General features: G+C 51.7%; 23 protein-coding genes. 15 read left to right on the forward strand and 8 right to left on the reverse strand.

Annotation, left to right across the window (positions count from 1 at the left end):
• Positions 1 to 139: 139 nt before the first annotated feature.
• Complete coding sequence (locus RNAN_RS13775) at positions 140 to 943, reverse strand: DUF2884 family protein (RefSeq protein ID WP_008222809.1); 804 nt, start codon at positions 941 to 943, stop codon at positions 140 to 142.
• Positions 944 to 1,239: 296 nt separating this feature from the next.
• Between RNAN_RS13775 and RNAN_RS13780 the strand changes: the two genes are divergently transcribed.
• Genes RNAN_RS13780 through RNAN_RS13790 form a run of 3 tightly spaced genes read left to right on the forward strand, consistent with a single transcriptional unit; the run spans position 1,240 to position 5,517 of the window.
• Positions 1,240 to 3,054, forward strand: coding sequence for an assimilatory sulfite reductase (NADPH) flavoprotein subunit (locus RNAN_RS13780; RefSeq protein WP_008222811.1), 1,815 nt, complete (start codon positions 1,240 to 1,242; stop codon positions 3,052 to 3,054).
• Positions 3,054 to 4,772 (forward strand): assimilatory sulfite reductase (NADPH) hemoprotein subunit, encoded by a 1,719-nt coding sequence (gene cysI, locus RNAN_RS13785; RefSeq protein ID WP_008222813.1) that lies wholly within the window; start codon positions 3,054 to 3,056, stop codon positions 4,770 to 4,772. Before RNAN_RS13780 ends, cysI begins: the two co-directional genes overlap by 1 nt.
• Complete coding sequence (locus RNAN_RS13790) at positions 4,756 to 5,517, forward strand: phosphoadenylyl-sulfate reductase (protein ID WP_008222815.1); 762 nt, start codon at positions 4,756 to 4,758, stop codon at positions 5,515 to 5,517. Before cysI ends, RNAN_RS13790 begins: the two co-directional genes overlap by 17 nt.
• A 65-nt stretch (positions 5,518 to 5,582) precedes the next feature.
• Here the strand turns inward: RNAN_RS13790 and RNAN_RS13795 are convergent, their stop codons facing one another.
• The 3 genes from RNAN_RS13795 to RNAN_RS13805 all read right to left on the reverse strand — a co-directional run bounded on the left by RNAN_RS13795 (position 5,583) and on the right by RNAN_RS13805 (position 7,584).
• Entirely contained in the window at positions 5,583 to 5,945 is a 363-nt protein-coding gene (locus tag RNAN_RS13795) for a hypothetical protein (RefSeq protein WP_148275748.1), read from the reverse strand.
• Positions 5,946 to 6,209: 264 nt separating this feature from the next.
• Positions 6,210 to 6,857, reverse strand: a complete 648-nt coding sequence (locus tag RNAN_RS13800) for a hypothetical protein (protein WP_008222817.1) — start codon at positions 6,855 to 6,857, stop codon at positions 6,210 to 6,212.
• Between the two features lie 346 nt (positions 6,858 to 7,203).
• A complete protein-coding gene (locus tag RNAN_RS13805; protein WP_008222819.1) occupies positions 7,204 to 7,584 on the reverse strand; it encodes an META domain-containing protein in 381 nt (126 codons plus the stop codon).
• A 196-nt stretch (positions 7,585 to 7,780) separates the two neighbouring features.
• On the opposite strand from RNAN_RS13805, the gene ahpC reads away from it, so the two are divergent.
• From ahpC to RNAN_RS13860, 12 genes are all read left to right on the forward strand, one after another.
• Positions 7,781 to 8,347, forward strand: coding sequence for an alkyl hydroperoxide reductase subunit C (ahpC, locus tag RNAN_RS13810; protein ID WP_008222821.1), 567 nt, complete (start codon positions 7,781 to 7,783; stop codon positions 8,345 to 8,347).
• A gap of 179 nt (positions 8,348 to 8,526) precedes the next feature.
• Positions 8,527 to 10,071 carry an alkyl hydroperoxide reductase subunit F gene (gene ahpF, locus RNAN_RS13815; protein ID WP_008222822.1) on the forward strand — a complete coding sequence of 515 codons (1,545 nt, stop codon included), beginning with the start codon at positions 8,527 to 8,529 and terminating at the stop codon, positions 10,069 to 10,071.
• A 266-nt stretch (positions 10,072 to 10,337) separates the two neighbouring features.
• Entirely contained in the window at positions 10,338 to 11,759 is a 1,422-nt protein-coding gene (cysG, locus tag RNAN_RS13820) for a siroheme synthase CysG (RefSeq protein ID WP_008222823.1), read from the forward strand.
• A gap of 10 nt (positions 11,760 to 11,769) precedes the next feature.
• On the forward strand, positions 11,770 to 12,681 hold the full coding sequence (cysD, locus tag RNAN_RS13825) for a sulfate adenylyltransferase subunit CysD (RefSeq protein WP_008222824.1): 912 nt from the start codon (positions 11,770 to 11,772) through the stop codon (positions 12,679 to 12,681).
• Positions 12,681 to 14,117 carry a sulfate adenylyltransferase subunit CysN gene (gene cysN / locus RNAN_RS13830; RefSeq protein ID WP_008222825.1) on the forward strand — a complete coding sequence of 479 codons (1,437 nt, stop codon included), beginning with the start codon at positions 12,681 to 12,683 and terminating at the stop codon, positions 14,115 to 14,117. Before cysD ends, cysN begins: the two co-directional genes overlap by 1 nt.
• The gene (locus RNAN_RS13835; protein ID WP_008222826.1) at positions 14,117 to 15,838 is read left to right on the forward strand and encodes an SLC13 family permease; all 1,722 of its coding nucleotides are present in this window, start codon (positions 14,117 to 14,119) and stop codon (positions 15,836 to 15,838) included. The genes cysN and RNAN_RS13835 overlap by 1 nt, the downstream gene beginning before the upstream one ends.
• Before the next feature lie 13 nt (positions 15,839 to 15,851).
• A complete protein-coding gene (gene cysC, locus RNAN_RS13840; RefSeq protein ID WP_008222827.1) occupies positions 15,852 to 16,451 on the forward strand; it encodes an adenylyl-sulfate kinase in 600 nt (199 codons plus the stop codon).
• On the forward strand, positions 16,451 to 16,585 hold the full coding sequence (locus tag RNAN_RS19535; RefSeq protein ID WP_008222828.1) for a hypothetical protein: 135 nt from the start codon (positions 16,451 to 16,453) through the stop codon (positions 16,583 to 16,585). The genes cysC and RNAN_RS19535 overlap by 1 nt, the downstream gene beginning before the upstream one ends.
• Before the next feature lie 46 nt (positions 16,586 to 16,631).
• A complete protein-coding gene (gene cysQ, locus RNAN_RS13845; protein WP_008222829.1) occupies positions 16,632 to 17,393 on the forward strand; it encodes a 3'(2'),5'-bisphosphate nucleotidase CysQ in 762 nt (253 codons plus the stop codon).
• A gap of 56 nt (positions 17,394 to 17,449) precedes the next feature.
• Positions 17,450 to 18,145: a 16S rRNA pseudouridine(516) synthase RsuA gene (gene rsuA / locus RNAN_RS13850; RefSeq protein ID WP_008222832.1), complete on the forward strand. Its 696-nt coding sequence runs from the start codon at positions 17,450 to 17,452 to the stop codon at positions 18,143 to 18,145.
• 4 nt (positions 18,146 to 18,149) lie between these two features.
• Positions 18,150 to 18,776 (forward strand): START domain-containing protein, encoded by a 627-nt coding sequence (locus tag RNAN_RS13855; RefSeq protein WP_008222834.1) that lies wholly within the window; start codon positions 18,150 to 18,152, stop codon positions 18,774 to 18,776.
• A gap of 207 nt (positions 18,777 to 18,983) precedes the next feature.
• On the forward strand, positions 18,984 to 19,568 hold the full coding sequence (locus RNAN_RS13860; protein ID WP_008222836.1) for a hypothetical protein: 585 nt from the start codon (positions 18,984 to 18,986) through the stop codon (positions 19,566 to 19,568).
• A 39-nt stretch (positions 19,569 to 19,607) separates the two neighbouring features.
• On the opposite strand, the gene RNAN_RS13865 is transcribed toward RNAN_RS13860, so the two are convergent.
• The 4 genes from RNAN_RS13865 to RNAN_RS13880 are packed head-to-tail and all read right to left on the reverse strand — an operon-like array spanning position 19,608 to position 22,187.
• Positions 19,608 to 20,039, reverse strand: coding sequence for a hypothetical protein (locus tag RNAN_RS13865; RefSeq protein ID WP_008222838.1), 432 nt, complete (start codon positions 20,037 to 20,039; stop codon positions 19,608 to 19,610).
• The gene (locus RNAN_RS13870) at positions 20,032 to 20,235 is read right to left on the reverse strand and encodes a MipA/OmpV family protein (RefSeq protein ID WP_008222840.1); all 204 of its coding nucleotides are present in this window, start codon (positions 20,233 to 20,235) and stop codon (positions 20,032 to 20,034) included. The genes RNAN_RS13865 and RNAN_RS13870 overlap by 8 nt, the downstream gene beginning before the upstream one ends.
• A complete protein-coding gene (locus tag RNAN_RS13875; RefSeq protein ID WP_008222843.1) occupies positions 20,236 to 21,465 on the reverse strand; it encodes a beta-ketoacyl-ACP synthase in 1,230 nt (409 codons plus the stop codon). It abuts the gene before it with no gap.
• Positions 21,465 to 22,187 (reverse strand): 3-ketoacyl-ACP reductase FabG2, encoded by a 723-nt coding sequence (locus RNAN_RS13880; RefSeq protein ID WP_008222845.1) that lies wholly within the window; start codon positions 22,185 to 22,187, stop codon positions 21,465 to 21,467. The genes RNAN_RS13875 and RNAN_RS13880 overlap by 1 nt, the downstream gene beginning before the upstream one ends.
• Positions 22,188 to 22,189: the final 2 nt, after the last annotated feature.

Here is a 22,189-nt window from a genome sequence, read left to right on the forward strand (position 1 = left end):
TGCCGCCAGTAGTGGTTAATTGTTAGCAAAAAAAAGACGCGCTGTCAGGATGACAACAGCGCGCCAAAGTGGAGCCGGGGAGGCAATACAAACAACTACACACTGCGACTTAGCTAACACGACGCTACTGGCTGAGCTGTTAGTTGAACGCCGTAGTGTTGTAACTTACGTCAAATAAATCATAGGCTTGCATTTGTGGCAGCGCCTGTTGGATCTGGTTTTCCAGCAGGTCCAGTTGCTGCAGGTTGGCGCACATGCTGTCACCACGTTGTTCCAGTGCCTGCGCCTGTATGTCCATACGGGCTTCTAAATCTTCACCAAAGCGCTCCATACGCTGGCCAAAGGCCTCCATCCGCTGCTCAAAGGTGCCCTCGCCGCTGGCCATCGCCTTGCCGATGATCGTAAAAATACTGCCCATCGAACTGGTCACCGCCTGTTCAATCGCTTGTTCAAACTCCGGGCCAAACGCCTGATCGATAGTGTCAAAGCGGCTGCCATAGACATTAATGGTATCGCCACTGCGCTCCACCACGCCGGCGCTGGTGCTGCGGATCTTATCCAGCGCCTGCTGCAGGGCCGGGTGATTATCCAGCGTTTCACCGGTTAATTCGCTCAGCACAGCGTTCACTGCATCGGCCGCCAGCACCAGTGCATCTTCTACCAGCGCAACCGTTTCCAGAGTTTGCGTGCGGATACCGGCCTGATAATCACGCAGTAAAGCTTGGGTGTCGGCATCAGTGTCTACCGCCTTGCCCTGCAGCCACAGCTGGCCGTTATCGTTAATGCGCCACAATTCCGTACCTTGGTGCTGCAGCGCCACCTGCTGGCTGCTGATGGTTAAATCTTTATCAAAATTAATGTTGCAGCTTTGGCTGTCATGCGCCATCACCGCAGTGCTCAGGCTGGTTAACACAAAACCGCTGGCGATCATTAAGCTTTTCATCGTGGTTGTCCTTTTGGCATGAGTCTGTTGATTACCGCATTAGCATTACAAGCTTAATGCCAAAATTTAAGTCGATGTTATTTATGGAAAAGTTTACACAGGCATAAAAAATAAATTTTTCAGGTTAGTCAATTTAACTACTTTTTAGCCATTTTAGTGCTAGAGGCTAACGACAGCGGTAGCGGTTAACCGGGCTTTTTAATTACTTATTGGAATAAAGAAGAGATTTCCATTCTTTTACCGGCATACATATAGATGGCTAAAATGCCCACAATTATAGTGTGGCAGGATCTATTATGCTTTTATCTTCGTTGGTGGCGCAGGCCAGTCCGTTATCCGAGCAGCAGGTGCAACAGCTGCAGGGCTTAGTTAGCCAGTTAAACCCTATTCAGCAAGCCTGGGTCAGTGGTTATCTGGCCGCCAGTGCCCAGCTTGCAGGCCAGGTCGCCGGCCAGGTGGCCCCCGCTGCGGCGCAGGCTAATGCCGGCCTGACCATTTTATTTGGCTCGCAAACCGGTAATGCCCGTCATGTTGCCGAGGTGCTGGCCAAGCAGGCGCAAGGTAAAGGCATCGTCGCCAAAGTAGTGGATATGGCCGAGTACAAAACCAGCCAGCTGAAAAACGAGCAATATCTGGTTATTGTTACCTCAACCTACGGCGAAGGTGAACCGCCGGAAAATGCTATAGGCCTATATAACTTTTTATTCAGTAAAAAAGCGCCCAAGCTTAACGGCTTAAAATATGCGGTGCTGGGGCTGGGTGATACCAGCTATGAGTTTTTCTGTAAAACCGCACAAGACTTTGATCAGCGTTTAGCCGAACTGGGCGCCACCCCGGTACAAGCCCGGGCCGATTTAGATGTTGATTATCAGGCGCAGGCCGATAGCTGGAGCGGCGAAGTTATTGCCAAGCTAGAACCTGAGCTAAAAGCTGCTACGGCGCCGTCAGCCCAGGTCATAGCCTGGCCAGGTAGTGACGCCACAGCAGGTGCAGCCAGCCAGTACACTAAGCAAAACCCCTTTGCCGCAGAGCTGTACACTAACCAGAAAATCACCGGCCGCGATTCAACCAAAGATGTGCGCCATATCGAAATTTCACTGGCCGGCTCTGGCTTAAGCTATCAGCCGGGCGATGCGCTGGGCGTATATTTCTCTAATGATGTAGCTTTGGTACGTGAACTGTTGTTGCTTACGGCGATTGCCCGCGATACGCCGGTACAACTGGCAGGTGAAACCCTGACCATTGAACAGGCACTCACTGATACGTTGGAACTGACGCAGTCGTACCCCGCCTTTGTCGAAAAATACGCCGCCGCTACCGGCAATACTGCTTTGGCTGAATTGGCGGCAGACAAAGCGGCACTACGGGCCTATCTAAGCGAACGGCAAATTATTGATATCGTGCGGGAGCACCCGGGCCTGTTAAGCGCCCAGCAACTGGCTGACGCGCTGCGTAAACAGCAGCCACGGCTGTATTCTATCGCCTCATCACAAGCCGAAGTGGAAGACGAAGTACATTTAACTGTCGGCGTGGTGCGTTACGACGCTTACGGCCAGCCACATTTGGGCGGCGCGTCGGGCTTTTTGGCCGAGCGGTTAGCCGAAGGCGATAAGGTAAAAGTATTTGTTGAGCAGAATAATAACTTCCGCCTGCCACAGAATGATGACACACCGGTGATTATGATTGGACCCGGTACCGGTATAGCGCCGTTTCGCGCCTTTTTGCAGGAACGAGACGCCCGTGGCGCCAGCGGTAAAAACTGGCTGTTTTTTGGCAACCCGCACTTTACCCAGGATTTCCTCTACCAGCTGGAGCTACAAAATTACTTAAAGCGCGGTGTATTAACTAAGCTTAATGTGGCCTTTAGCCGCGATCAGGCGCAAAAAGTCTATGTGCAGGACAAACTGCGCGCGCACGGTAGCGAGCTATGGCAATGGCTTGAGGACGGTGCCCATCTGTATATTTGTGGTGACGCTAACCGTATGGCCAAAGACGTGCAACAGGCGCTTATCGATATCGTGCAGCAATACGGCGGCAAAACTGCCGAGCAAGCGCAAACCTATTTAGATGAATTACGTGTCGCCAAACGTTATCAGAAGGATGTGTATTAATGAGCCAGTATACAATTAAACCAGAGCTAGTCGCACCGGGCGCACTGTCTGATAACGAGCGCTTAAAAGCAGACGGCGACCATTTACGTGGCACTATCGCTTCTGACCTGAAAGATGACATCACCGGCGGCTTTAACGGTGATAATTTTATGCTGATCCGCTTTCACGGTATGTATCAGCAGGATGACCGCGATATCCGCGCCGAGCGTACCGCGCAAAAGCTGGAGCCGCTGCATAATGTGATGCTGCGCGCCCGCATGCCGGGCGGCATTATTACACCGCAGCAGTGGCTGGCGATTGATAAGTTTGCTGCCGACAGCACACTGTATGGCAGTATCCGCTTAACCACGCGGCAGACGTTTCAGTTTCATGGCGTGCTAAAGCCGAACATTAAACCGATGCACCAGTTTTTACACAGTATCGGTATCGACTCTATCGCCACCGCCGGTGATGTTAACCGCAACGTGCTATGCACCTCAAACCCGGTCGAGTCTGAGCTGCACCAGCAGGCATACCAATGGGCAGCGAAAATCAGTGAGCATTTACTGCCAAAAACCCGCGCCTATGCCGAAATCTGGCTGGATGAAGAAAAAATTGAAACCACGGAAGTGGAGCCCATTTTAGGTGATACCTATCTGCCGCGTAAGTTTAAAACGGCTGTAGTGATCCCACCGCATAACGATATTGATGTGCATGCCAATGATTTAAGCTTTGTCGCAGTTGCCGAAAACGGCCAGCTGGTGGGCTTTAACGTACTAGTGGGTGCTGGCCTGGCCATGACCTGGGGCGATACCGCTACCTACCCGCGGATGGCGGATGACTTAGGCTTTATCCCGCTCGAGCATACATTAACAGTGGCCGAGCACGTGGTAACGGTGCAGCGCGATTACGGCAACCGCTCCAACCGTAAAAATGCCAAAACCAAGTACACCATTGACCGCATTGGCCTGGATGCGTTTCGCGCTGAAGTGGAAGCACGCACCGGCGTGGCGTTTGCACCGGTACGGCCTTACCAGTTTACCAGCCGTGGCGATCGGATTGGCTGGGTCGAAGGTATCGACGGTAAACAGCATTTAACGCTGTTTATTGAAAACGGCCGTATTCTGGATTTCCCCGGCAAGCCGTTAAAAACCGGCCTGGCCAAAATTGCTGCTATTCATCAGGGCGATTTACGCATGACGGCGAACCAGAACCTGATCATTGCCGGTGTGCCCGCCGCGCAAAAAGCCGACATTGAAGCCCTGGCCCGTGCCCATGGTTTAATTGATGACAGCCACAGCGAGCAGCGCAAAAATTCGATGGCCTGCGTGTCTTTCCCGACCTGCCCGCTGGCGATGGCAGAAGCCGAGCGTTATCTGCCGGAACTGGTAACTAAAACTGAAGCCTTGCTAAGCAAGCACGCCATAGCTGACGAACACATAGTACTGCGCGTGACCGGCTGCCCGAATGGCTGTGGCCGCGCCATGTTGGCGGAAGTTGGCCTGGTCGGCCGTGGGCCGGGTAAATATAACCTGTATTTAGGCGGTAACCGTGAGGGTACCCGTATTCCACGCCTGCTGCTGGATAACGTCGGTGAAGCCGACATTTTAGCCACCCTGGATGGCTTAATTGGCCGCTGGGCCACAGAGCGTAATGCCGATGAAGGTTTTGGTGATTTTGTTATAAGGGCCGGTGTGGTTAAACCGGTAGTGGTGCCAAAAGATGACTTCCACAGCTAAAATCGCCCACACCGATTATCGCAACATTCTGCAGCAGGATGCCGCTACCCAGCAGCGCTGGCTGGCGGAGATTAATCACCTGCTGACACCGCTAAGCGCGGCTGAGCGGGTGCGCTGGGCGCTTACCAACCTGCCACAAACCCCGATGCTAAGCTCAAGCTTTGGCATTCAGGCGGCGGTGATGCTGCATCTGGTGACACGCCAGCAGCCGGATATCCCGGTAGTGTTAACCGATACCGGTTATTTGTTCCCGGAAACCTATCAGTTTATTGATCAGTTAACCGGGCAGTTAAAGCTGAACCTGAAGGTGTACCGCGCAGAGTTGAGCCCAGCCTGGCAGGAAGCCCGTTTTGGTAAATTATGGCAAAGCGCCGAGGGCATTAAGCAGTACAACCAGCTAAATAAAGTAGAGCCGATGCAGCGCGCGCTGCAGGAACTTAAGGTTGGCAGCTGGTTTACCGGCTTGCGCCGCAGCCAGAGCAGCACCCGCGCCGATAAAGATATTGTCGAAATTAGCCGTGGCGTGGTGAAAATTCAGCCGATTATCGACTGGAGCAATAAGGCCGTGTTTTATTACTTAAAAGAGCACGGCTTAAGTTACCACCCGCTGTGGGAGCAGGGTTATGTCTCAGTGGGTGACACCCACTCTACCCGCAAATTAGAGTTAGGCATGAGCGAAGAAGACACCCGCTTTAACGGCTTTGGCCGCGAGTGTGGCCTGCATATTGACGGTGATGGCATTTAGCCATCACCAAATCCTTTAAATAAAGCAATTTTTAGAACTCTCTCCGCTCCTATTTAAAATCATGATTACTGGAATGTTTCCAATAATGCGATGGCTTTACTCTGATATTTTATACACTCCTGCAAACTTATAACGTCTGGACGAGTGTTATCAGGAAAAGGTTGGGCATCTTCTACATAGAGATCCTCTAGAAACTGCATCATTCCAGCATTTAATTGTGACTCGGCGTTATTAGATCTCTTGCTCGCAACAAACAATTTTTCCGCAAGAACAATCGATACAGCTTTTTGCTCATCAGTTAATGTTTTTGTCGTTGTTGAGCACATTGTCAAGCCGCCACTTATCAGCCCCGCGTCGAACCACGGATCTGCTTTTGCTCGAGGAATACATAACAATACCAATAGCCACAAACAAGACTTAACGTACACTTCGCCAAACTCCCACAATTAACAGAACAGCGTGAACTAAAAAAAGTAACAACAGTGTAAGATCGACCGGCCATGGCAAATCAATTTGCAAAACATGTAGTAGGGAAACGGTTGCCCACCAAAACAACAGCGCCGCCGATACGGCGTAGGGAGCGAGCGTCAAAGGGTTAAAAACTTTGTCACGGCATAACAGAATTATTGCTGCCGCAAAAAACCAAGATGCGGCAACTAAAGATACCAAACCCCAAATCGCATAACTGAGCATCACATGGCTTCCATGTCCAATAAGCCACGAAGTATAAGCTCTTTCTTCGCATTTTTTGCATTAGTGGTAGTTGTAGCGAGTAATACCGACGCGAACACGGTTACCACAGCCGCAGAAAAAGCAGCATTTTTTATACTTGATTGAGCAGCGTTAGATGTCGAGGCAATTTCTTTTGTAAGCGAATAATTTGTAGCTGACGCAGCTACCGATTTTACGCCATCCAATGCGCCATTTTTATACAAACTAAGTACAAACCCAGCTAAACCTGAAGCGGTAAGTAGCCCTTTCAGGTCATACCCAATGTAACTTAATGCAGAACTCGCTTCGTCATTGAGGCTGAAATGATTCCTTAGCTCTTCGTCGGTCAAGCTCCAGCAAAACCAGTACGGGTTGACTGAAAGAAATCCAATAATGCCGTATAAATGAGAGAAAAGCGGTCCATCGATATCTTTTAACTGCAACACACTAGCATTGATCCTTTGTTTGTCATGATGATGCAGGCAGCGATAAGTAACGATTCCAGTAAGGATATACATTGCATTGTCCAGCTTTTCCAACTGGTTACTGAATTTGTTCAGTTCCATCAGTTTAATCAAAAACTTGAGTGGGTTTTGCTTGTATTGGTGATGTACGTAACTAGATTGCATCTTCAATCTCCCTATGTTTAGTTGCGATAAATCTCTCGTTACTAGTAGGGGAAAATACCATAAAGCAAACAATATTTAAATTATCATTAACAATTTTGCTTAAATGTTAAGTGTAGAACGGCCAAGGGCATCAGAAAGAGAAGTTGATGTATCAGGGCTACATTCACGACCGATTATGTTACAGCGGGAGTCCTCTCCGCTGATGGACAGTGATGGTATTCAGCCCACTTTAATCGGATAAAACCATTGAGCATGCCGTCAATCTTCAGGGGTTGTCGGTCAAAGCCGACGCCGATGACGCCTATCAGCAGCTGGCTGAGCGCTACCTGAGTCGCGCGAAAACCGATTAAGGCTGAGCGACGAAACGGTACTCAGTGTCATCTTTGCGCAATACCAACACCTTATCTTCCACGCTCAGCGCCGGTTTGTTTTGCAAAAACTGCATAAAGGCCTGCTCGCGCGCCATGGCTTGCTCACTGCACGCCATCATGGTGCCGGCCAGTTGAGAAACCACTAACACGCCCTTATCTACACTGAAGCCGCCCATGGCGCGGTTGCAGCCGGTAAAGCCACTTAGCCTGTCCTGCTCAAATTGCAGGCTAAGCGCTTTGTCGCCCTCGGCCGGGTTAAGCTGTAAGTACTGGCCACTGGGCAGTGCTGCCGGCTGACAGGCAACAAGGGTAAGGGCTGCGCCCAACAGCGTCGCACGGCGGATTAAGGTGATCATAGAAACTCCTGCTAGGTAAAAGGACGGATGATGATGCCTGAGTATAGCTAAGTGCCGGCTGAACAACTGTGATAAAGTTTTAATCATAAAAATTGATTAAAGTAATTTGTTTTATTCGTTTTGACAAAGCATGCTGAAGCGTTACACTGCTCAGCGTTGAAACATGAACTGTTAACTCACACAAAGGAGCAAGACTATGTCTTCTATTATCAATACTAAAGTTAAGCCATTTAAAGCGACTGCGTTCCATCAGGGTAAGTTTGTTCCTGTTTCAGATCAGGATTTACTGGGCAAATGGTCTGTTGTGGTGTTTTATCCAGCAGACTTCACGTTCGTATGCCCTACTGAGCTGGGCGACCTGGCTGATTTCTACGCTAAATTCCAGGAAATCGGTGTAGAAGTATACTCAGTGTCAACTGACACCCACTTTACGCACAAAGCCTGGCACGATGCGTCTGACACCATCAAGAAAATCAACTATCCAATGATCGGCGACCCAACTGGCACTATCACCCGTAACTTCGGTGTGATGATTGAAGAAGAAGGTCTGGCCCTGCGTGGTACTTTCGTGATTAACCCAGAGGGTGAAATCAAAGTCGCTGAAATTCATGACCTGGGTATCGGCCGCAGCGCAGCTGAACTGTTCCGTAAAGTACAGGCAGCGCAATATGTAGCTAGCCACGACGGCGAAGTATGCCCAGCCAAGTGGACGCCAGGCGAGAAGACCTTAGCGCCTTCACTGGACCTGGTAGGTAAGATCTAACCTTGCTGCAAACTGCAGGCAACTGCAGTGCCGGAAGCGGCAAACAGCTCCTGTCTTAAGAAGCTGTTTCCAGCTTCCCCACTGCGACTTATTGTGTTTGCACGGGCTGGCGTAACGCCAGCCCGCTCCCCTGCGCCTGATATTTTTGCACTATCTGAAAAACGTATTACGGAGTGATTATGTTAGATACTAACCTGAAGCAACAATTACACACTTATCTGCAGAACCTGAAAACGCAGGTTGAGCTGGTGGTATCTTTAGACGATAGCGCCAAGGCAGCAGAAGTAGACGCACTGGCTAATGATATTGCCAGCCTGTCGGATTTAGTTAGCGTACGCCGTGACGACAGTGCAGCCAAGCGCACCCCTGCGATGCTGGTACGCTCAGTGGCGAAAGACACCAAAATTACCTTTGCCGGTGTGCCGCTGGGGCACGAATTTACCTCGCTGGTACTGGCATTGTTACACTCTGGCGGCCATCCGATAAAAGTGGATGCCGATATTATCGAGCAGATCCGCCAGTTACCCGGCAGCTTCGCCTTTGAGACCTATGTGTCATTAAGCTGCCAAACCTGCCCGGAAGTGGTGCAGGCGCTGAATATTATGTCAGCAATTAACCCGAACATTACTAACGTGATGATTGACGGTGCCATGTTCCAGGATGAAGTGGCGGCGAAAAACATCATGGCAGTACCATCGGTGTACTTAAACGGCGAGTTGTTCTCACAAGGCGCTATTACGCTGGAAAAAATCATCCAGAAAATCGACGTTAACGCGGAAAAACGTCAGGCTGAAGCACTGAAAAACAAAGCCGACTTCGATGTGTTAGTGGTCGGTGGTGGCCCAGCCGGCGCAGCTGCCTCTATTTACGCCGCCCGTAAAGGCTTAAACACCGGCATTGTCGCCGAGCGCTTTGGTGGCCAGGTGGCCGATACCGTAGGTATTGAGAACTTTATTTCAGTGCAGTACACCGAAGGCCCGAAACTGGTCAACAGCTTAGAAGCGCACGTACGTGAATACGGCGTCGACATTATGAACAACCAGCGCGCGGTAGCGCTGCGTAAAGACGGCAAAGTACAGCTGGAGCTGCAAAACGGCGCCGTGCTAAACAGCAAAACCGTCATTTTAACGCCGGGTGCGCGCTGGCGGGAAATGAACGTACCGGGCGAACAGCAATATCGTGGTAAAGGCGTAGCCTACTGCCCGCACTGTGACGGCCCGCTGTTTAAAGGCAAAAAAGTGGCGGTTATTGGTGGCGGTAACTCGGGTATTGAAGCCGCCATTGACTTAGCCGGTATTGTCGAGCATGTCACTGTGCTGGAATTTGCCGCCGAGCTGCGCGCCGATGCGGTGCTGGTGAAAAAAGCCAACTCTATGGGCAATATCACCATCATTACCGAAGCCCAGACCACCGAAGTGATTGGCGATGGCAACAAAGTCACCGGCCTTAACTACACCGAGCGTAAAACCGGTGCAGCCAAACAGGTCGAACTGGCCGGTATCTTTGTGCAGATTGGTTTGGTTCCGAACACCGAGTGGTTGCGCGGTGCGGTAGAGTTGTCACCACGCGGCGAGATCATCGTTGACGAGCGCGGCCAAACCTCAGTACCTGGCGTATTTGCTGCCGGCGATGCCACCACAGCACCGTACAAGCAAATTATTATCGCCATGGGCTCAGGTGCTAACGCCGCCTTAGGTGCCTTTGACTATATGATCCGTAACTAATCCTTTAGTTAAAACAAGCTCGCGCAGTGATCGTTAACAGCGCGAGCTACGTTAACCCTTTTAGCTTCACTCTCTCTGTAGCTTTAACGGCAACTTCGGTTGCCGTTTTTTTATCTCTGATCTGTAGTCTCTTATTCCAAACTCGCCATTAATTCCTTTTAGTTATATCTGAGCGTAATTAACTATTTTATTAAAGCCATGCAGACGGCTATTCTGCCCAACATAAGCTAGAGTTAAGTCCCAGTATCTGTGGTGCCGGAGCCGTTGTGCAGTATTTACCCTTATTTGTAAAGTTAACCGATAAACCGGTGCTGATTGTTGGCGGCGGCTCAGTGGCGCTGCGTAAAGCGGGTACGCTGTTAAGTGCCGGCGCCAGGCTAACCGTGGTAGCACCGGATTTTGCCGAAGAGTTTATTCAATGGCAGCACGAAGGCAAAGCGCAGCTGATTAACGGCTATTTTGCGCCAGAGCTGCTGGATGGCAAATTGTTAGTGATTGCCGCTACCGATAACGATGCAGTTAACGCTGCCGTGTATGACGCCGCCAGCGCGCGTAACATGCTGGTGAACACGGTGGACGACCAACCCAAGTGTGGCTTTATTTTTCCGTCGATCATCGACCGTAGCCCTATTTTAATTGCCATTTCCAGCTTTGGCACTGCACCGGTATTAGCCCGCAGGTTGCGTGAAAAGCTGGAAGCTCTACTGCCACAGCATTTAGGCCCGTTGGCGCAGTTAGTCGGCCGCTTTCGTGACCAGGTTAAAGCCCAAATACACGGCTTTGCCGCCCGGCGGCAATTTTGGGAGCAGGTGTTCGACTCTGACGTAGTGCGTGATGTGCAGGCCAATCAGCTGCAAAGCGCCGAGCAGCGTCTGCACACTATGCTAGAGCAGCCACAAAGCCAGGCCGGAGAAGTGTATGTGGTCGGCGCCGGCCCCGGCGATCCGGAGCTGTTAACGTTAAAAGCGCTGCAACTGATGCAACAGGCCGATGTGGTGGTGTACGACTATTTAGTGTCGCCGCAGATCATGGAATTGGTGCGCCGTGATGCCGAGCGTATTTGTGTCGGTAAAAAAGCCGGTGACCACTCGGTGCCGCAGCAGGATACCAACCAGTTACTGATTGATTTAGCCCTGGCCGGTAAAAAAGTCTGCCGCTTAAAAGGCGGCGACCCCTTTATTTTTGGCCGTGGCGGTGAAGAAATTCAGGCGCTGTTGCCGCATAACATTGCCTTTCAGGTGGTGCCGGGTGTTACCGCAGCGGCCGGCTGTGCCGCCTATGCCGGCATACCGCTGACGCACCGCGACTATGCGCAGAGCGTGCAGTTTGTTACCGGCCATTGCCGGCCGGATGGCAGCGAACCCGATTGGCACAGCATGAGTAAGAGCAACCAAACGCTGGTGATTTATATGGGCCTGATCAAAGCAGCGCATATTCAGCAACAATTGATCAGCGCCGGGCGCAGCGCCAGCACGCCGATAGCCATTATTGAAAACGGCAGCCGGCCCGAGCAGCGCATTGTTACCGGTACCCTGGCACAACTGGCCAGCTTAATAAATCAGCACCAGCTGGGCTCACCCGCTTTGCTCGTTATAGGCGAAGTGGTAAGCTTGCAGCAGGACTTACATTGGTTTGGCCAAAGACCGCAAACAGCGGTATTTAGCCAGTCCATTACTCAGATGGAATGAGGATCACACTATGTCTGCATTAACAGGCACCTTGTCACACCTGCAGCAATTAGAGGCGGAAAGCATCCACATTTTCCGCGAAGTGGCGGCCGAATTTAAAAAGCCGGTGATGCTGTATTCAATCGGTAAAGACTCATCGGTACTGCTGCATTTGGCGCGCAAAGCCTTTGCACCGGGCAAAATTCCGTTCCCGTTGCTGCATGTCGATACCAACTGGAAGTTTCGCGAGATGATTGAATTTCGCGATCGGCTAGCCAAAGAGTACAACTTTGAACTGCTGGTGCATAAAAACCCGGAAGGGTTGGCGATGAACATTAACCCCTTTGTGCATGGCAGCGCCAAACATACCGACATTATGAAAACGCAAAGCTTAAAACAGGCGCTGAACAAGTACGGCTTTGATGCTGCTTTTGGCGGCGCGCGCCGCGACGAAGAAAAGTCGCGCGCGAAAGAGCGGGTGTATTCGTTTCGTGATAAACACCACCGCTGGGACCCGAAAAACCAGCGGCCGGAACTGTGGAATTTATACAACGGAGCCATTAACGAAGGCGAAAGTATCCGCGTGTTTCCGCTGTCGAATTGGACAGAGCTCGACATCTGGCTTTATATCCTGCAGGAAAACATCGACATAGTACCGCTGTATTTAGCCAAGCCACGGCCGGTGGTAGAGCGTAGCGGCACCCTGATCATGGTAGATGACGAGCGCATGCCGTTGGAGCCGGGCGAAGTGCCACAAATGAAGTCGGTACGCTTTAGAACCCTGGGCTGCTACCCCTTAACCGGCGCTATTGAATCTACCGCCGATACGTTGGAAGGCATAGTAGAAGAGATGCTGCGCGCCCGCACATCGGAGCGCCAGGGCCGGGTGATCGATCAGGATCAATCAGGAATGGAACTGAAAAAACGCGAGGGCTATTTCTAATGTCAGCAACTGTTACCTCGTTAAACGAGCAGCTAAACACCTTAGGTATTTGTGGTTATCTGCAACAGCATCAGGATAAAGGCCTGCTGCGGGTGCTGACCTGTGGCAGCGTCGATGACGGCAAAAGTACCTTAATTGGCCGCCTGCTGCACGACAGCCAGCAGTTATATGATGATCAGCTCGATGCGCTTAAGCGCGACCATAAAGGCCGCAACAGCGACGGCGAGCTGGAACTGGCCATGCTGGTAGACGGCCTGCAGGCCGAGCGCGAGCAAGGTATTACCATAGATGTGGCTTACCGGTATTTTTCTACTACCGAGCGTAAATTTATTCTGGCCGACACGCCGGGCCACGAACAGTACACCCGCAATATGGCCACCGGCGCCTCTACTTCAGATGTCGCGATATTGCTGATTGACGCCCGCTACGGCGTACAAACGCAAACCCGCCGCCACAGCTTTATTTGTTCCTTGCTGGGCATTAAGCATTTAATCGTGGCGGTCAATAAAATGGATATCGTTGGCTACAGCGAAGATACCTACAACGCCATTAAGCAGGATGTGCAGGCGTTAATGGCGCAGCTGCAGGTACCTACTGTAGATGTGGTGCCGATCAGCGCCCTCAAAGGCGAGAACATTCTGACCTTATCGGCCAATATGCCCTGGTACAGTGGCACTGCCCTGCTACCGCTGCTGGAAACTTTGCCGATACCACAACGTGGCGGCGCAGCAACACGCTTTCCGGTACAGTATGTTAACCGGCCAGATCTGAACTTCCGTGGTTTTGCCGGTAACTTAGTCAGCGGCCGCTTAGCCGTAGGCCAGACCGTCACTGCTTATCCGTCCGGTAAAAGAAGTACCATTAAGCAGATTGTGACCTTTGAAGGCGAGCAGCCCTCGGCCATTGCCGGCCAGGCCATCACCATTACGCTGAATGATGAAATTGACGTCAGCCGCGGCGACTGGCTGGTGCCATCAGATGAAACGGTTAACCTGACCAACCGCGCACTGGCCTATCTGGTGTGGTTTAACGACCAGCCGCTGCAGACCGGCCGGTTGTACGACTTAAAACTGGCAACGCGCAAAAGCAGTGTCAGCATTAACCGGCTAAACCATAAGGTAAATGTGAATACGCTGGTGCAAGAAGCCGCTGAGCAAGTGGCGATGAATGACATTGCGCTGGTTGAGCTGGAGCTAACTGAAACCCAGCCGCTGGACACCTTTAAAAACCAGCCGGGTACCGGCAATTTTATTCTGATTGACCGCCTGACCAATGCCACAGTAGCGGCGGGGATTATTCAGAACGTGCTGGCAGAAGAAAAACCGGTCGCCGCCGACATCAGCGCCTTTGAGCTGGAGTTAAATGCACTGATCCGCAAACACTTCCCGCATTGGGGAGCGCAGGATGTGCGCGAGCTGTTTAAGGGTAAAGCCTGATGACGTATCAGCAGTATGGTGTGATCCTGCTGCTGCTGGCGCTGGTAGCGGCACTGATCTTCAGTAAACGCTCACCGGCGCTGTGGTTTGGTGGTGCCCTGTTGCTTAGCTATCTGGTCGGCTGGTTACCGCTGGACAAAGCGCTGGAAAATTTCGCCAATCCGTCACTTATTACACTGCTACTGCTGCTATTAGTGTCGATTGGCATTGAAAAATCGCAATTAGTCAGCTGGTTAAGCCGCGGTTTTGCCGGCAAGCGCCTCGGCAGTGTGATTGCCCGGCTTAGCTTATCCAGTGCTTTTATGTCGGCCTTTATTAACAACACGGCGGTGGTGTCTACCTTAATGTCGTCGCTGCGGCATCATAACCATTTTGCGGCGTCTAAATTGCTGCTGCCGTTATCCTACAGCGCCATTTTAGGCGGCATGTTAACGCTGATCGGCACCTCGACTAACTTAATCGTTAACGGCTTTGTCGAACAAAGCGGCCACCCGGGTCTGGGCTTTTTCGACTTTACCCTGCTCGGGGCTCTGGTGCTTACCGCCGGTATTATTGTGCTGGTGATTGGCAGCCGCTGGCTGCCGGACAACAGTAAAAGCATTGAGCAGACCACGCCCTACTATTTAACCGCGCATGTCCGGGCCGACAGCCAGTTAATTGGTAAAACCGTAGAGCAAAACCAGCTGCGTGAGCTGCAGGCACTGTTTTTGGCTGAAATTCAGCGTGGCCCTGAGCGGCTGTGTCCGGTAACACCAGACACCATTATCGCCGCTGGCGATGAGCTGCGCTTTGTCGGCGATTTAGCCGCCGTATCACGCTTACAGCAGTTCCCCGGCCTGGAGTTGCTGCGCCGCGATGAGCATCAGGGCGAACTGCTGGAAGCCGTGCTCAGTTACAGCTCGCGCCTGGTGGGTAAAAGTTTAAAGCAAATCCGTTTTCGTCATGAGTATGATGCGGTGGTAATAGCAGTGCGCCGCGGCCATGAGCGCTTGCAGGGTGGGCTGGGTGACTTGGTGCTGCACGCCGGCGATGTGCTGATTTTATCAGTCGGTAAACATTTTCCCGGCCAGCATCAGCTAAACCAGGAATTTATCTACGTTAATGGCCTGTCTATTGCCACGCCATTGCCGAAACAGCGCAGCCATTGGGTGCTGGCCAGTTTTGCGCTGGCGCTGACGCTGTCTGTCGTTGAGGTTATCCCACTGATTAAGAGCTTGCCGGTGTTGCTGTTGCTGTATGTCGCAGGCGGTGCGGTCAGCGTTAACGAGATTAAAAGCCGCTTTCCGCTGGAGCTATGGGTGATTGTTGGCTCGGCTATAGGCCTGGCCCAGCTGATGATCGCAACCGGTGTGGCGGGCAGTGTTGCCAACGGCTTAATTAGCCTGGTCGAGGGCTATGGCGCCTATGGTGCCCTGGTGGCGGTGTTTGTCGCCACCTGGCTGTTTACCGAGCTGGTGACCAATAACGCCGCGGCGGCACTGACCTTCCCGATTGCTTATGCCATCGCACAGAATTTAGGCGTCGATCCGGTGCCGTTTTTTATGGCGGTGGCCTTTGGCGCCTCAGCCAGCTTTATCTCGCCCTTTGGTTATCAGACTAACCTGATGGTGTACTCGGCCGGTAACTATCAGCTAAAAGACTACATTCGTCTGGGCGTGCCAATGGCTCTGGCGTACTCGTTAGTGGTGCTGATCTTTCTGCCGCTGATTTATCCGTTTTAAGTGAAGTAACTGCATGAACGCAAACAATATTAAATGGCAACAACACGACATTAATTCCCAAAGCCGCGAGGCGTTATTTGGCCATAAAAGCGCGGTGATCTGGTTTACCGGCTTATCCGGCTCGGGCAAATCGACTATCGCTAATGCGCTGGAGCAAGCGTTAGCCGCACAAGGCAAGCACACCTATTTGCTCGATGGCGACAATGTGCGCCACGGCCTGTGTGCCGACCTGGGTTTTAGTGCACAGGACAGAACCGAGAATCTGCGCCGTGTCGGTGCCGTCGCCGGCTTAATGGTCGATGCCGGTTTGCTGGTATTAAGTGCTTTTATCTCGCCCTACCGTAATCAGCGTGAACTGGTAAAAAGCTTTATTCCACAAGGTAAGTTTATTGAAGTGCATATCGCCACGCCGCTGGAAGTCTGTGAGCAGCGCGACGTCAAAGGCCTGTATAAAAAAGCCCGTGCCGGTGAAATCAGCCACTTTACCGGTATTTCCGACCCATACGAAGCGCCCGAAGCAGCCGATTTGGTGCTGGACACGTCAGTGACCTCGCTACAAGATAGCGTGCAGCAATTGCTGGCATTGCTGAAAGAAAAGCAGATTATCAGCTGATGCCAAGGCGCAGCGACAAGGTGTACTTTCGTAGCAGCGGCAGGGATGCCGCGCAGGCTGAGACAGCACAGGGACGTGCTGTTGAAGGCGGCGAAGAAAGTATTTCCTTGTCGCTACGCTTAAAACTGAGCTGAAAGCTCCGACTTTCAGGTGTAATGCCCAAAACAAAAGGTTACTTAGATGAACTATTTACCCGCCATTATCGATATCGCTGAACAAGCCGGTCAGGCGATCCTGGCGGTCTATCAGCAAGATAACGCCGCCTTTAATATCACTGGCAAGGCCGACGACTCACCGCTTACCGCGGCCGATTTAGCCGCACACCAACTGATTGTTAAAGCGTTAACGGCTCTTACACCCGAACTGCCGATATTGTCAGAAGAAGCGGCCGATATCAGCTGGGATATCCGAAAGACCTGGCAGCGCTACTGGTTAGTCGACCCCTTAGATGGCACTAAAGAGTTTATTAAACGCAACGGTGAGTTCACGGTAAATATTGCACTGATTGAACAGGGCGAGCCGGTGCTGGGCGTTATTCATGCGCCGGTATTGAACAAAACCTACTATGCCGCTAAAGGCCAGGGTGCCTTTTTAAAACAAGGCGCCACTAGCAAGGCCATTGCAGTAGCCACGCCGGGTGATGTTGTACGTGTAGTCGGCAGCCGCAGCCACCCCAGCCCCGATCTAGCCGGTTATCTGCAGCAGTTTGCCAGGCATGATATGGTGCCGGTCGGCAGTTCGTTAAAGTTTTGCCTGGTTGCTGAAGGCGCTGCCGATGTGTATCCGCGCTTTGGCCCTACTATGCAATGGGACACCGGTGCCGGCCATATAATTGCACTGGAAGCCGGCGCCAGCGTGCAGTTTGACGGTATTGCCAGCCAGGTGTATCAGCGGGAAAACCTGCGCAACCCCAACTTTATTGTCTCGGCGCTAGCCGACTAAATAGCGACTACTCGCCTTAAAATGGTTACACTAAGCGCAACATAAGTAGGTGATGTATGCGTTTAGATAAATTTATATGTGACTGTACCGGTGTAACCCGCAGCCAGGCCGGTAAATTAATTCGCCAGGGGCTGGTAACGCTAAACGGCGAAACGGTAAAACAGGCTGCCTTGCAGGTAAAAGATACCGATGTGGTCTGTTTGGACGACGAACAACTACAACTGATTGGCCTGCGCTATTTTATTATGCATAAGCCGCAAGGCTATGTCTGCTCGACCGACGACCCCGATCACCTTACCGTATTCACACTGATGGATGAACCTTTGGTTGAGCGTCTGCATACCGTCGGCAGATTAGATTTAGATACCACAGGCCTGGTGCTGCTCACCGATGACGGCCAGTGGTCACATCGTATCAGCAGCCCCAAGCATCATGTGGCGAAAACCTATCGCGTCTGGACGGCAGACCCTATCCCGCCAGAGGCGGTGCAGCAATTTGCTGCAGGCGTGATGCTGCGCAATGAGAAAACCGCCACCCTGCCAGCCGAGCTGGAACTTACCGGCGACAGCGAAGCCCTGCTCACTATCCACGAAGGCCGCTACCATCAGGTAAAGCGCATGTTTGCTGCTATCGGTAATAAAGTGGTGCGGCTACACCGCGAAAAGATAGGTGGCCTGCAACTGCCGGATGATTTGGCAGAGGGTGAGTATCGGCAACTGACAGCGGCTGAATTGACGCTGCTTAAGGTATAGCCAGATGCGGGCAATGTTGTGTGGCTTACTACTGTTTAGTATCGTGACGTCGGCGCAACCGGCGGACTGGCAGTTATATAAAGCTGATGACGTTACCACTGTAGAGTATCGCCGCAGCGATGCTCAGTTGCTGCAAATCCGCGCGGTTACCGAAGCCGATTCTAAGATCAGTGCTTTTTTGCACCTGTTAGAAGACACTGCCAGTATCAGCAACTGGGTCGCCAATAGTGAAAAAGCTGAGTTGCTGGCTAAGCCAGATGGCAACACCCATCTAGTGCATACTTATTTCAGCGCGCCCTGGCCGGTATCAAAGCGCGACATGGTAACGCAATCAGTCTGGCAACAGGACGCCGCTTCTGGCGTATTGACACTATTAATATCCGATATGGGTGAGCATTTTCCGCCAGTTAACGGATATGTGCGGATGCAACAGGTACAGGGGCAATGGACACTAACCCCGCTAGGGAATGGCCGCATTAAAATTGCGTATCAGGGCCAGGCAGACCCTGCCGGAAAATTACCCCGCTTTATCGCCGATAAAGTGGCGTTAAAGGCGACATTGTCTACATTCAAGCAGTTGTCACAGTTACTGGCGCAGTACCAGAAGCCCTATTCAGGGATTTCGGAATAGCCAACTTACCAAGCAAAATTAAACTTTATATTCTTACCACAACTTGAAACTAGTTACTTCTTAAAGTACATTCTTATCGCGTTGATAGCGCCCGGATATTGAGTTGCAAAGCAAGGATTGCTGAAATAGACCTTCTTTTCAATCTTACCTGTGTCAGGTTAAAAATATCCGCCTCAATATAAAAAACAAGGATAATAAAAATTGAAAATGATTCGTCTGATAGTGCTTTTTATTGGTGTGACTCTTATTGCAGGTTGTACTATTAAACATCCTATTGCTAAGGATTATTCCCAATATCTTGCAAATAATAAAGGTGAAGTAACTTTACCAAAATCCACATTAGAAGCTGATTATGAAATTGATTCAGCCACAGAAACGCATCGGTATGAGTTCCGCGCCGCTACTGTCGGCTATGCCCATTTGTGGATCGTGGAATTTGGTCAGATGTTGGAGGCTACGCTGCAATCTGATGATGTACAAGCTTCATTTGGAAAATTGAGTAAAATCAATGGAACACCACAGAATTCAGGACTATTGCGCTTTAATCTTGAAAACTATGAGTTTAAAGATCATATGGCTCATGTAACTTTGAATATCAGCTTGGAGCAGGACGGTAAAACAGTACTGAACAAAACCTATCATGCCAAAGGAAAGTCGCAAGGCGGTAAAATGTTTTTTGGCGGTCCTTTTGCCATGAAAAATGCAACACAGCAGTCTACCAAATTTGCTATTGACGAAATTCTGCGGGATTTTATCAACGATACTAAAGCGGCAACTGTCGCAGCGCGCTAATAGCATATAGCGAAGGCGCCAAAAATCGGCGCCTTATCGTTAGAATTTTACGAGATCACCTTTTAAAGCGACACCGGCCATAATGGCACCGGCACCACACTGAAATTCCGTCGCGCTGCTGAATTCTTTGTTCTGATAATTAGAACGGATATTCACCACAGCATCATACCCGCGTTGCTGCGCGGCTTCCTGCAACACTTTTAATGCTGATAGCAACACCCACTGACAGGCTTCTTCATCTGATTTGCCAAAAGCATTGGTTTTGCGGCTGGTAGACGTTTCGCCCCAATTTTTGCTGATTGCCGGGTGTTCCTGGCCGGCAAAATATACCGGCACATTGTGTAGCGCCTGCTTGGCTTTTTCGGTGCCGATAATGCTGTCCAGCGGTAAAGTCAGCACGTCGTTACGGGCCTGAGCGGCGCCACTGACTACCGCGGCAGATAACGCCAGTAGGGTGATAATTTTATTCATCGAAATATCCTTGTTGGTTAAAAATCCATGCCAGTACCACACCAAAGCTGGCGTTATGCTGGCGTTGAAATAAAGGGCTATCGGCAAAACTGACGCCCTGCAGGTTATCGTAGCGGACAAAAGCCCCCAGCCACCGGCGTTTATGCTGCCAGGGCGTTAGCATAAAACAGAACCGCATAATGCCAAAGCGGCGCATCTAACCGCGCCACCGTTTAAAGATCAGTGACGTATTAATGCCACCAAAGGCAAAGTTATTACTCATCACATAGTCGGTATCGAGCTCACGGCCACTGCCGCGGATATAGTCGAGCTCGGCGCAGGCCGGATCGACTTGCTGCAGATTCAGTGTCGGGGCAAACCAGTTGTCGCGCTGCATCATAATGCTGGCCCAGCTTTCAATGGCGCCACAAGCCCCCAGCGTATGGCCCAGATAACTTTTTAACGAGCTGATCGGCTGTTTGGCACCAAACACTCTGGCGGTAGCCAGGCTTTCGGCGATATCACCGCGGTCGGTCGAGGTACCATGAGCATTGACATAACCAATAGCGGATGCCGGTAAGCCAGCATCCTGCAATGCCAGCCGCATTGCTGTTTCCATGGTGCTGTCGGTCGGCTGGGTGACGTGTACACCGTCAGAGTTGGTGCCATAGCCGACGACTTCAGCGTAAATAGTAGCGCCGCGTGCCAGTGCGTGATCCAGTTGTTCCAGAATCAAGGTGCCGGCACCTTCGCCGATTACCAGACCATCGCGACCGGCATCAAAAGGCCTGGGCGTCAGCTTTGGCGTGCTGTTTTTTGTGCTGGTGGCGTACAGGGTGTCAAACACTGCCGCTTCGGTCGGGCACAGCTCTTCGGCGCCGCCGGCGACCATCAGCAGCTGCTTGCCATACTTTATCGCTTCGTAGGCATAACCAATACCTTGTGAGCCGGAAGTGCAGGCTGAGCTGGTGGTATGTACCCGGCCTTTAATGCCAAAAAATACCCCGACATTTACTGCCGTAGTGTGGCCCATCATCTGGATATAGCTGGTGGCCGTAACGCCGGTCATATCGCCGGTGGCCATCATGCGGCCAAAGGCCAGTACCGGCTCAGTGCTGCCGGTGGACGAGCCATAAGCAATACCACAGCGGCCGTCTGTCAACGCCGGATGGTCTAGCAAGCCGGCATCCTGCAGCGCCAGTTCAGTGGCGCGGGTGGCCATTAAAGACACCCGGCCCATTGAACGGATTAACTTACGCGGATAGTGCGCTGGCTTCACAAAATCGGTAACCGGTGCAGCCAGTCGGGTGCTCATATTGCTGTACAGATCCCACTCTGGCATTACCCTAACAGCGTTCTGGCCCTGTTGCAGCGCCTGTTTAAACTGCGGCCAGTTATCGCCCAGTGCCGTCACAACTGACATGCCGGTTACTACTACCCGCTGCATCAGACTAAGCCGCCATTAACCGAAATAACCTGCCGCGTAATATAAGCAGCCGGTTCAGAGCATAAAAATGCCACGGTAGCGGCGACTTCTGCCGCACTGCCCGCGCGGCGTAGCGGGATCATTTTCATTAGTTCTTCCTGCGCCACGTCTTGCAGCATATCAGTATCTATTAAGCCCGGTGCTACGCAATTTACGGTGATTTTGCGTTTTGCCAGTTCCAGTGCCAGCGCTTTGGTGGCGCCAATTAAGCCGGCTTTTGACGCACTGTAATTGACCTGCCCCCGGTTGCCGGCAATGCCCGACACTGAGGCGATAGTTACGATGCGGCCACCACTGCGCAGTTGTATCATTGGCATGACCAGCGGCTGCAGTACATTGTAAAACCCGTCCAGATTAGTGTGGATCACGCTGTCCCAATCGTCTTCCGTCAGCGCCGGAAAAGCACCGTCGCGGGTGATACCAGCGTTACACACTGCGCCATAATAAGCGCCGTAGCTGGCGATATCCTGCTCCAGAGCTGCCCGGGCCGCCGCGCGGTCAGCCACATCAAACTGTAACAGGCTGGCATGGCGGCCTAAAGCCCGGATCTCGGCCACCACAGCCTCAGCACTGGCGCGATCACTGCGACAATGCACCGCAATGGCAAAACCATCTTTGGCCAGTTGCAGGGCGATAGCTTTACCAATGCCACGGCCAGAGCCGGTGACTAATACTCGTTTCATCG

This window comes from Rheinheimera nanhaiensis E407-8 (assembly GCF_000296695.1).
Classification (GTDB): Bacteria; Pseudomonadota; Gammaproteobacteria; order Enterobacterales; family Alteromonadaceae; genus Alishewanella; species Alishewanella nanhaiensis.